The organism is Kitasatospora sp. NPDC059812, assembly GCF_042732075.1.
Taxonomy (GTDB): domain Bacteria; phylum Actinomycetota; class Actinomycetes; order Streptomycetales; family Streptomycetaceae; genus Kitasatospora.
Genome location: NZ_JBHWIO010000022.1, coordinates 1 through 9,352 on the forward strand (window position 1 = coordinate 1; position 9,352 = coordinate 9,352).

At 71.8% G+C, this 9,352-nt stretch carries 4 protein-coding genes, 5 tRNA genes and 2 pseudogenes; 8 read left to right on the plus strand and 3 right to left on the minus strand.

Going from position 1 to position 9,352, the window contains the following annotated elements:
* Together ACFV6D_RS14130 and ACFV6D_RS14135 are read right to left on the minus strand one after the other, a co-directional pair.
* Positions 1–91, minus strand: a pseudogene (locus ACFV6D_RS14130) (roadblock/LC7 domain-containing protein); the annotation flags it as partial.
* Positions 92–101: 10 nt separating this feature from the next.
* Positions 102–3,938 carry a nitrate- and nitrite sensing domain-containing protein gene (locus ACFV6D_RS14135; RefSeq protein ID WP_380559845.1) on the minus strand — a complete coding sequence of 1,279 codons (3,837 nt, stop codon included), beginning with the start codon at positions 3,936–3,938 and terminating at the stop codon, positions 102–104.
* 590 nt (positions 3,939–4,528) lie between these two features.
* Between ACFV6D_RS14135 and ACFV6D_RS14140 the strand changes: the two genes are divergently transcribed.
* The 8 genes from ACFV6D_RS14140 to ACFV6D_RS14175 all read left to right on the plus strand — a co-directional run bounded on the left by ACFV6D_RS14140 (position 4,529) and on the right by ACFV6D_RS14175 (position 8,120).
* Positions 4,529–4,801 carry a hypothetical protein gene (locus tag ACFV6D_RS14140; protein ID WP_347878533.1) on the plus strand — a complete coding sequence of 91 codons (273 nt, stop codon included), beginning with the start codon at positions 4,529–4,531 and terminating at the stop codon, positions 4,799–4,801.
* Between the two features lie 245 nt (positions 4,802–5,046).
* Complete coding sequence (locus ACFV6D_RS14145) at positions 5,047–5,847, plus strand: fumarylacetoacetate hydrolase family protein (protein WP_063347716.1); 801 nt, start codon at positions 5,047–5,049, stop codon at positions 5,845–5,847.
* Complete coding sequence (gltX, locus tag ACFV6D_RS14150) at positions 5,840–7,363, plus strand: glutamate--tRNA ligase (protein WP_363375967.1); 1,524 nt, start codon at positions 5,840–5,842, stop codon at positions 7,361–7,363. Before ACFV6D_RS14145 ends, gltX begins: the two co-directional genes overlap by 8 nt.
* A 252-nt stretch (positions 7,364–7,615) precedes the next feature.
* Positions 7,616–7,687: transfer RNA gene (locus tag ACFV6D_RS14155), tRNA-Gln, on the plus strand.
* Between the two features lie 37 nt (positions 7,688–7,724).
* Positions 7,725–7,797 (plus strand) — tRNA-Glu (locus tag ACFV6D_RS14160).
* Positions 7,798–7,824: 27 nt separating this feature from the next.
* Positions 7,825–7,897 (plus strand) — tRNA-Glu (locus tag ACFV6D_RS14165).
* Between the two features lie 26 nt (positions 7,898–7,923).
* Positions 7,924–7,996 (plus strand) — tRNA-Glu (locus ACFV6D_RS14170).
* A 49-nt stretch (positions 7,997–8,045) separates the two neighbouring features.
* Positions 8,046–8,120 (plus strand) — tRNA-Gln (locus ACFV6D_RS14175).
* A gap of 115 nt (positions 8,121–8,235) precedes the next feature.
* On the opposite strand, the pseudogene ACFV6D_RS14180 reads toward ACFV6D_RS14175, so the two are convergent.
* Positions 8,236–9,308, minus strand: a pseudogene (locus tag ACFV6D_RS14180) (IS30 family transposase).
* Between the last annotated feature and the right edge of the window lie 44 nt (positions 9,309–9,352).

Below are 9,352 nucleotides of genomic sequence, written 5' to 3' on the forward strand. Positions count from 1 at the left end.
CGGCGGAGACCACCACGGTGTGGGACACCCCGGGGGTGTTGTCCACGAAATTGGTGATCAGCCAGTTCAGGTTCTGTGCGGCCTGGCTCATCTGATTCAACTCAACGCTCCTGGTGATCTGCGCCGTTGCCGTCGGTCCGGCCACCGAAACTATCGAATCCGGGCTGCTGGGCACCATGCTGGGAGCCCGGCTGGTTGGCCTGTTCGGCCCCGGCCCGGCGGCCCTGCTGGATGCCGCGGCGCAGGTTGGTCAGCCGGCCGCGGACCTCTTCGGGGGCCCGGGAGACCTGCGGACCGGTCAGCGGCGAGGCCTCGGCGGTGCCGGAGACCAGGTTGGCCTGCGGGGTCCGCCGGGGGAGACCGGACATCGTGACGCCGCTGGTCGAGGGCTCGCGGACCTGCTCGGCGCGGCGCCAGCGCTCGTCGTTCGCGGACGGGCGCCAGGGGGCGTCCCCGGTGCCGGGATGCGGTTGCTGGCCCTGCTGCGGCTGCTGCTGGCCCTGCGGCTGCTGGCCCTGCTGAGGGGCCTGGGGCTGCGGGGCCTGGGGGGCCTGGGCCTGCGCGGCCTGCTGCGGAGCCTGGGGCTGCTGGGCCTGGGCCGGCCGGCCCTGTCGGCGCTGCGGGTCGGACGGCTGGAACTCCGGCGCCGAGGTGCCGGGCCGGCGCGGCTGGTACGTCCGAGGCCGCGCCTCCTGCCCGCCCTCCTGCGGGTACCACGGCTGCTCGGCCGCACCCCCGGACGGGCCGGTCGGCAGGGCCATCGGCTCCGGCCGGGCCTGCTCCTGGCGCACCGGCTCGGGCCGGGCCTGCTCCTGACGGACCGGCTCCGGACGCGCCGGGTTCGGCAGCACCGGCTCCACCAGGCCGAGGCCCAGCGGGTCACGCGGGTCGATCTGGCTGGCCTCGAAGCGCGGCCGGGCGAACTGCTGGGTGCTCTCCATCGACGCCGGCTCGGCCGACGGCAGCGGCTGGGCCTGCTGCTGCAGCGGCAGCTGCGGCTGGCGGTCGCGCTGCGGCGCGTCCGGGCCGGGGCGCTGCGGGCGGCGCTGGCCCTGCGGACCGGGCTGACCCTGCGGGCCGCCCTGACCGGGGCCGCCCTGGCCCTGCGGGGCCGGCCGGCGCTGCGGCAGGCCCTCCTGCGGGCGGTTGCCCGGGCGGGCGCCCTGCTGCTGCGGAGCGCCGCCCGGCCGACCCGGCCGACCGTGCTGCGGCTGCTCGCCGGTCCGGGGGCCCGGACCGCCGTCGAACTCGCCACCCGGGCGCGGCCGTTCCTGGCCGGGGCGGCCCTGGGTGGGCTGCTGCTGACCGGGTTGGCCCTGGGCGGGCTGCTGCTGGCCGCGGCGGGGCAGACCGCCGGGGCCGCCCTGCGCCGGGCCCGGCCGGTTCGGGCCGCGCTGCGGCAGGCCGCCCTGCGGGGACTGCTGGGGCTGCGGGGACTGCGGGGCCTGCTGGGTCGGCTTCTGGCCCTGGGGCTGAGGGGCCTGCCGGCCCGGGCCCTGGGGTCCCTGGGGCTGCTGGCCAGGGCCCTGCTGGCCCGGCTGGACGGGGTTCTCGCGCAGCGACTTGCCGACCTGGCGGGTCGGCAGGCCGCCGGCCCGGCCGCCGGGCGCGGCAGGCGCACCCGGTCCGGTCGGAGCACCCGGAGCACCCGGAGCGTTCGGTCCGGTCGGAGCACCGGGGCCGGTCGGAGCGGTCGGGCCGCCCTGGCCGAGCTGCGGGCGGCCGCCCTGCGGGGCGCCGCCGGCCGGGCCCTGGCCGAGCGCGGCCGGGCCGCCCTGGCCGGGCGGCACCTGGCGCTGCTGGCGCGGCGTCGGGGCGACCCCGCGCTGCTGCTTGGCCTGGGCGGGGCCGGGCCGGGCGGGGCCGCGGCGGTCGGCGGAGTTGGTGACGTCGACCGGGAGCATGACCAGCGCGGTGGTGCCGCCGGAGTCGCTGGGGCGCAGCTGGATGCGGATGCCGTGTCGCAGGGACAGGCGGCCGACCACGAAGAGGCCCATGCGGCGGGAGACCGAGACGTCCACCGTCGGCGGGTTGGCGAGGCGCTCGTTGATCTCGGCGAGGTCGTCGGGGCTCAGGCCGATGCCGGTGTCGTGGATCTCGACCAGGACGCGGCCGTCGGGCAGTGCGTGGCCGGTGACCCGGACGCGGGTCTGCGGGCTGGAGAACGAGGTGGCGTTCTCCAGCAGCTCGGCGAGCAGGTGGACGAGGTCGTTGACGACGCGGCCGGCGACCTCGGCCGACGGTACAGCGGCGAGTTCGATGCGCTCGTACTGCTCCACCTCGGAGGCGGCGGCGCGGAGCACGTCGACCAGCGGGACGGGCCTGGTCCAGCGGCGGCCCGGGTCCTCACCGGCGAGGACGAGGAGGTTCTCGCCGTTGCGGCGCATGCGGGTCGCGAGGTGGTCCAGCTTGAAGAGGTTGGCCAGCTGGTCCGGGTCGGCCTCGCGGCTCTCCAGTTCGGAGATGAGCGACAGCTGGCGCTGGATGAGGCCCTGGCTGCGGCGCGAGAGGTTGGTGAACATCGCGTTGATGTTGCCGCGCAGGAGGGCCTGCTCGGCGGCGAGGCGGACGGCCTCGCTGTGCACCATGTCGAAGGCGTGCGCCACGTGGCCGATCTCGTCGGTGGAGTCGACGGCCACCGGTTCGACCGTCGTGTCGACGTCGTGCGGGTCGCTCTCGGAGAGGGTCTTGACCAGCTCGGGCAGGCGGCGCTCGGCGACGTCCTCGGCCGCGGCCTGCAGCCGGGTCAGCGAGCGCACCATCGAGCGGGCGATCAGACCGGCGCCACCGAGGGCGACGAGCAGCACCAGGGCGATGGCGGCACCGATGATGATGGCCTCGGTGTCGGCCTGGGACTGGAGGTCCTGGGCCTTGCCGTCGAGGTCCTCGATGAGCTTGGACTCGATCCGGCGCTCGGCGGTGATCTTGGCGCTGGCCTTCTCGTACCAGTCCTTGTAGGTCACCGGGTCGGTCTGGTGGATACCGCTCGGCTGGAGGATCGAGCGCGCGTACCGGTCGGCGTCGGCGATCACCGAGTTGTAGCTGAGCTGGCCGCGCAGGTTGTCCAGGTCGTGCGCGGTGTAGATGTTGTTGAAGCTGGTGAGCGAGTTGTCGTACGAGGTGCGCAGGCGGATGCCGAAGGACTCGTCGCTGGGGCTGAGGTCGGGGCCCTTGGGGTTGGCGAGTGCGGCGCCGATCAGGGCGCGCTGCTGCGAGGTGGCGTTCTTGGCCAGCGAGAACTGCTGCAGCGAGCGGGTCGCGACGAGCAGGTCCGTGTTGTTCGACGCGAGCGCGATGTCCTGGGTGATGGCCAGCAGGTCGCGGATGATCACGTCGTAGGCGGTGATCGTCGACTGGATGTTCTGGTTGTTCTGGTACGGCGTGTTGCGCGCGTCCGAGATCGAGTTCAGGTCCCTGCGGATCTGGAACAGCAGCGCCTTCCCGCCCGAGAGTTCGAGGTTCTCGAACTTGTCCGAGGACGCGGTGAAGGTGCGGCTCAGGTCGTCGGTGGCCCTGCGGGCGGTGACGATGTCGTCGTCGAGCGGGTCGTTGGGGCGCGCGGTGATGTAGCCGGCGCTGATGTCGCGCTCGGTCTGCAGGGCGTCCGCGAGGTTGGTCGCCTTCTTGGCCAGGTCGGACAGGTTGGCCATCTGGGAGAGCTGCTGCGAGTTCTGCATCGAGGCCTGGATCCGCAGGCCACCGAGGACCAGGGAGACCAGGACGGGCAGGGCGAGCAGGGCGATCAGTCGGGTCCGGATGCGCCAGTTGCGCATCGCGAGCCGGCTCAGACCGGTGGCCCGTCGCCGGGTCAGGGTGGTCCGGAGCTTGTCCCGGGCGGACTTCCGTTCCTGGCCGTCGTCCTCCGGGTGGCCGGGGGCCTCGGGGACCACCGGCTCGGCCGGGCTGCCGGGAGCCGCCGCCTGCTGGGGGGCTGCCACGGGCTCGTGCGACTCCGGGTTACCCGCGCCGCCGCTACCCCTTTTGAAACGTCCCTGCACTGGCGTCGCAACCTCTGGACCGGGCGTCCCGCCGCGTCGCCGCGGACCGGACGGTGTCGAGTTTCCTTCCGCTCCCCGGCTGGTCCGGGTGAGCGCGTCGCCGGGGTGGACTTCTCCCTACCCACGGTCCGTGGCATTCCAGCACAGCCGGGGAATCCCAACAAGGGCCGCCAGGACACGCCGCGCGGCGCTACCGAACGCGTGCGTGACTTCACTGACTGTGTCGCAACAGGACCGGAATACCGCATTTTTCGGACACTCGCCGGATACATGCCAACCCGGCCCGAGATCGAAAAGAGTCACAGACCTTCCGGAATGACCGTTATCGGAGATATGCCGGAAAATACCGTTGCGGCGATATGTCGGATATCTGCAATTCGCTCATGAATTTGTGATCAAAATCACAGTCTAATGTGTAGCTTTGGTCACGGTCCCTGTGGAATGAGATCTCGTAACCTGGCTGTCTCCGGAGCACGGCCCCGATCAGCCTGCCCAGAACCCCTCCGAATCATTCGGAATCAATCAGGCCGGTGACGATCCGCCGCGATCCGACCGGCCGCGACCACGAGGTGCTCTCGATGTCCCAGGCGAAGAAGGCCGCCACCAAGTCCACGCTGCCCTGCCGCTCCACGGCGAACCCGCGCCGGACGACGCTGGCCTCGGTCGCGGACTTCAGCACGATCCCGGGTGCCCGCAAGCCCGAGGACGCCGTCACCTACGGCACCGAACTGCCGGCCAGCACCGCCAACCCGCGCCGCACCCAGCTGATGGTCGCCCCGGCGCCCGTCGTCGTGCAGGACTGACCCGACCCCCGCTCCGACAGGGCGTCGCGGCCGCGCCACCGAGGGCGGCCGCGGCGCCCTGCGGCGTTCCCGGGCGGTCGCCGGGGCTCGCGGCCCGACCGCGCTGAACAGGGGCAAAGCGGTCAGCCGGGGCCCCACGCGATAGCCTGGACGACGATTGACGGGGCCGCGCCCACTGTGGGCGAGGCGCCCACCAGCGCCCGGGCGCGCCCCGGGCGGTCGACGAAGCGAGGGGTATCCCAGCCGTGCGCATTGCCAGGTTTTCCGTCCGGGAAGGGAGCCCTGCCGCCGGCAGCGTCTCCTTCGGCGTGGTGGAGGGCGACCCTTCCCAGCCCGACTCGCTGGTCGTCCACGCGCTGGCCGGCCACCCGTTCGGCCAGCCCCAGCCGACCGGCGAGAGTTATCGCTTCCAGGACGTCCGGCTGCTCAGCCCGATGCTCCCCAACAAGATCGTGGCGGTCGGCCGCAACTTCGCGGCGCACGCCGCCGAACTGGGCAACGACGTCCCGGACGTGCCGCTCACCTTCTTCAAGCCGTCCACCTCGGTGATCGGCCCGACCGAGAACATCGCGTACCCGCCGTTCTCCTCGGACGTCCAGCACGAGGCCGAACTCGCCGTGGTGATCGGCCGGATGTGCCGCGAGGTGCCGCTGGACCGGGTGCCCGAGGTGATCCTCGGCTACACCTGCGCCAACGACGTCACCGCCCGGGACGTGCAGAAGCGCGAGGGCCAGTGGGCCCGGGCCAAGGGCTTCGACACCTCCTGCCCGCTGGGCCCGTGGATCGAGACCGACCTGGACCCGGCCGACCTCGCCGTCACCTGCACGGTCAACGGCGAGCTCCGGCAGGCCGGCCGCACCTCCCAGATGGTCCGCTCGGTCGCCGAGCTGATCGTCCACATCTCCGAGGCCATGACGCTGCTGCCCGGCGACGTCATCCTCACCGGCACGCCCGCAGGGGTGGGCCCGCTCAACGTCGGCGACGAGGTCGCCGTCTCCATCGAAGGCATCGGCACTCTCACCAACAAGGTGATCAAGCGTGGCTAGTGAAAAGCTCAGCGGCTCCGCCGCGGGCAACCCGGCCGTCCGGGTTCGTTTCTGTCCGTCCCCGACCGGGAACCCGCACGTGGGCCTGGTCCGCACGGCCCTCTTCAACTGGGCCTACGCCCGCCACAACGGCGGCACGCTGGTCTTCCGGATCGAGGACACCGACTCGGCCCGCGACTCCGAGGAGTCGTACGACCAGCTGCTCGACGCGATGCGCTGGCTCGGCTTCGACTGGGACGAGGGCCCGGAGGTCGGCGGCCCGCACGAGCCGTACCGCCAGTCCCAGCGGATGGACATCTACGCCGACGTCGCCCGCCGCCTGCACGAGGCCGGCCACGCCTACCACTGCTACTGCAGCACCGAGGAGCTGGACGCCCGCCGCGAGGCCGCCCGCGCGGCCGGCAAGCCCTCCGGCTACGACGGCCACTGCCGCGAGCTGACGGACGAGCAGGTCGCCGTCTACAAGCTGGAGAAGCGCGAGCCGATCCTGCGCTTCCGGATGCCCGACCGCACCCTCAGCTTCGACGACCTGGTGCGCGGCACGCTCACCTTCGAGCCGGAGAACGTGCCGGACTACGGCATCGTCCGGGCCAACGGCGCCCCGCTGTACACCCTGGTCAACCCGGTGGACGACGCCCTGATGGGCATCACCCACGTGCTGCGCGGCGAGGACCTGCTCTCCTCCACCCCGCGGCAGATCGCGCTGTACGCCGCGCTCGCCGAGATCGGCGTCGGCGACGGCACCACCCCGCGCTTCGGCCACCTGCCGTACGTGATGGGCGAGGGCAACAAGAAGCTCTCCAAGCGCGACCCGCAGGCCTCGCTCAACCTGTACCGCGAGCGCGGCTTCATCCCCGAGGGCCTGCTCAACTACCTGTCCCTGCTGGGCTGGTCGCTGGCCGACGACCGCGACCTGTTCGGCATCGACGAGATGGTCGCCGCCTTCGACATCGCCAAGGTGAACGCCAACCCGGCCCGCTTCGACCTGAAGAAGTGCGAGGCGATCAACGCCGAGCACGTCCGCAAGCTGGCCCCGGAGGACTTCGTCCGCCGCCTGGTGCCGTACCTCCAGGCCCCCGGGCTGCTGCCGGCCGAGCCGACCGCCGAGCAACTGGACCTGCTCGCGAAGATCGCGCCGCTCACCCAGGAGCGGATGGTCGTGCTGAGCGAGATCGTGAACATGGCCGGCTTCCTGTTCGTCGACCCGGCCGACTTCACCGTCGACCCGGACGACGCCGCCAAGGCGCTGACCGCCGATGCCCGCCCGGTGCTGGAGGCCAGCGTCAAGGCGCTGGAGGCGCTCGCGGACTTCAGCCCGGAGCCGATCCAGGCCGCGCTGCGCGAGGCGCTGGTGGACGGGCTGGGCATCAAGCCCAAGTTCGCGTTCACGCCGCTGCGGGTCGCCGTCACCGGCCGCCGGGTCTCGCCGCCGCTGTTCGAGTCGATGGAGCTGCTCGGGCGCCCCGAGACGCTGCGCCGGCTGAACTCCGCCCTGGAGGCCCTGCCGGCCGCCTGAGCGGGCCGCTGAGCAGGCTGCGGGCCCGGCCTCGTGCCGGGCCCGCTGCCTGCCCGGACGTCACCGCCGGGACGTCACCGCCAGGTCGCCCGGCCGCTGCCTGGGGTTATCGATTTTGGAGCCGGGGCCGGCGTCGGGTAATGTTCTTTCTGCGCCGCCCGGGAGGGAACGGACGAGGGAGCGAAACCCTCCACCCGGCCCCGAACGAGAGGCGCAACGCCTGAGAAGGCCCCGACAGGGGTTCAACTCTGGTGGGGTATGGTGTAATTGGCAGCACGAGTGATTCTGGTTCATTTAGTCTAGGTTCGAGTCCTGGTACCCCAGCGCAGTACGCAAGTCCAGCAGTACAAGTGAAGAACAAGCCCCCGTTGTGTAGCGGCCTAGCACGCTGCCCTCTCACGGCAGTAGCGCCGGTTCGAATCCGGTCGGGGGTACTGATCCCGCAAGGGATCACCTGGAAAGCCCCCGTTGTGTAGCGGCCTAGCACGCTGCCCTCTCACGGCAGTAGCGCCGGTTCGAATCCGGTCGGGGGTACTGATCCCGCAAGGGATCGCCAGGAAGCCCCCGTTGTGTAGCGGCCTAGCACGCTGCCCTCTCACGGCAGTAGCGCCGGTTCGAATCCGGTCGGGGGTACTTCAGAGCATGAAGCCGGTGGGTTATCCCATCGGCCCTTGCTTTGCGTTGGGGTATGGTGTAATTGGCAGCACGAGTGATTCTGGTTCATTTAGTCTAGGTTCGAGTCCTGGTACCCCAGCCAGAAATTCAAGGCCCCGGTTTCCGGGGTCTTTTTTTGTATTTCCCGGAGCATTCCGAAGGGCCCCGCGCGGTGGTGGGCGGTTTCTAGGGGTCGTTGCAACACGTGGTCGGTTTGATCAGGCCGCGAGCAGTTTATGCAGGCGCTCGGCTGGGGTTTCCCAGTCGAGCGTTTTGCGTGGGCGGCCGTTGAGCTCGGTGGCGACCGCCGTGAGGTGTTCCGGGTCGTGGACGGACAGGTCGGTGCCCTTGGGGAAGTACTGCCGCAGCAGGCCGTTCGTGTTCTCGTTGGAGCCGCGCTGCCAGGGGCTGGCGGGGTCGCAGAAGTAGACCGGGACGCCGGTTGCGACGGTGAACGAGCCGTGAGCGGCCATTTCGGCGCCTTGATCCCAGGTCAGTGAGCGCACCAGGTGGCCGGGCAGCGTCTGGACAGTGGCCACGAGGGCGTCGCGCACGTGTTCGGAGGTGCGGCCGCCCGGCAGGTGCAGGAGCATGACGTAGCGGGTGGCGCGTTCGACCAGGGTGCCGATGGCGGAGGCGCCGTCCTTGCCGATGATCAGGTCGCCCTCCCAGTGGCCGGGTACCGCCCGGTCCTCCACCTCGGCGGGCCGTTCACTGATCATGACCATGGGATGCGTGAAACGCGACTGGCGGCAGTTGGCCTGGCGGTGCGGTCTGCGGCGCGCGCGTCCGGAGCGCAGAGCACCGGCCAGCTCGCGGCGCAGTTCGCCGCGGCCTTGGATGTAGAGGGCCTGGTAGACCGTCTCGGGGACCACGTGCATCTCCGGCCGCTCGGGGAAGGTTCTGCGTAGAGCGTGGCAGATCTGCTCCGGACTCCACTTCTTGTCCAGGTGGACCTGGATGAAGTTCCGCAGCTCGGCGTTCTCGCCGATCTTCCCCGTCTTCGGTCGAGGCCGGCGGGCGTCGGCCCGGGCCTGGGCGGCGTGGGGCCGGTAACGGCCGCTCTCGGGATGGCAGTTGCGTCGGATCTCCCGGCTGATCGTGGACGGGCTCCGGCCCAGCTCGGCCGCGATCGCGCGAACTGTCGCCTTCTCCCGCAGCCGGTCGGCGATGTGGATGCGGTCGGCTTCGCACAGGAATCTGGACGGACCCGTGGAGACGGGCGCCCGCTCAGCATGAGCGGGGGCCCCCCCCCGCGGCGGGGGCGGGCCCGCCGGGGGGCCCCCCCCACCCCCGCGCGGGGGGGGGCCCCCCCGGCCCCGGCGCGCCCCGGTG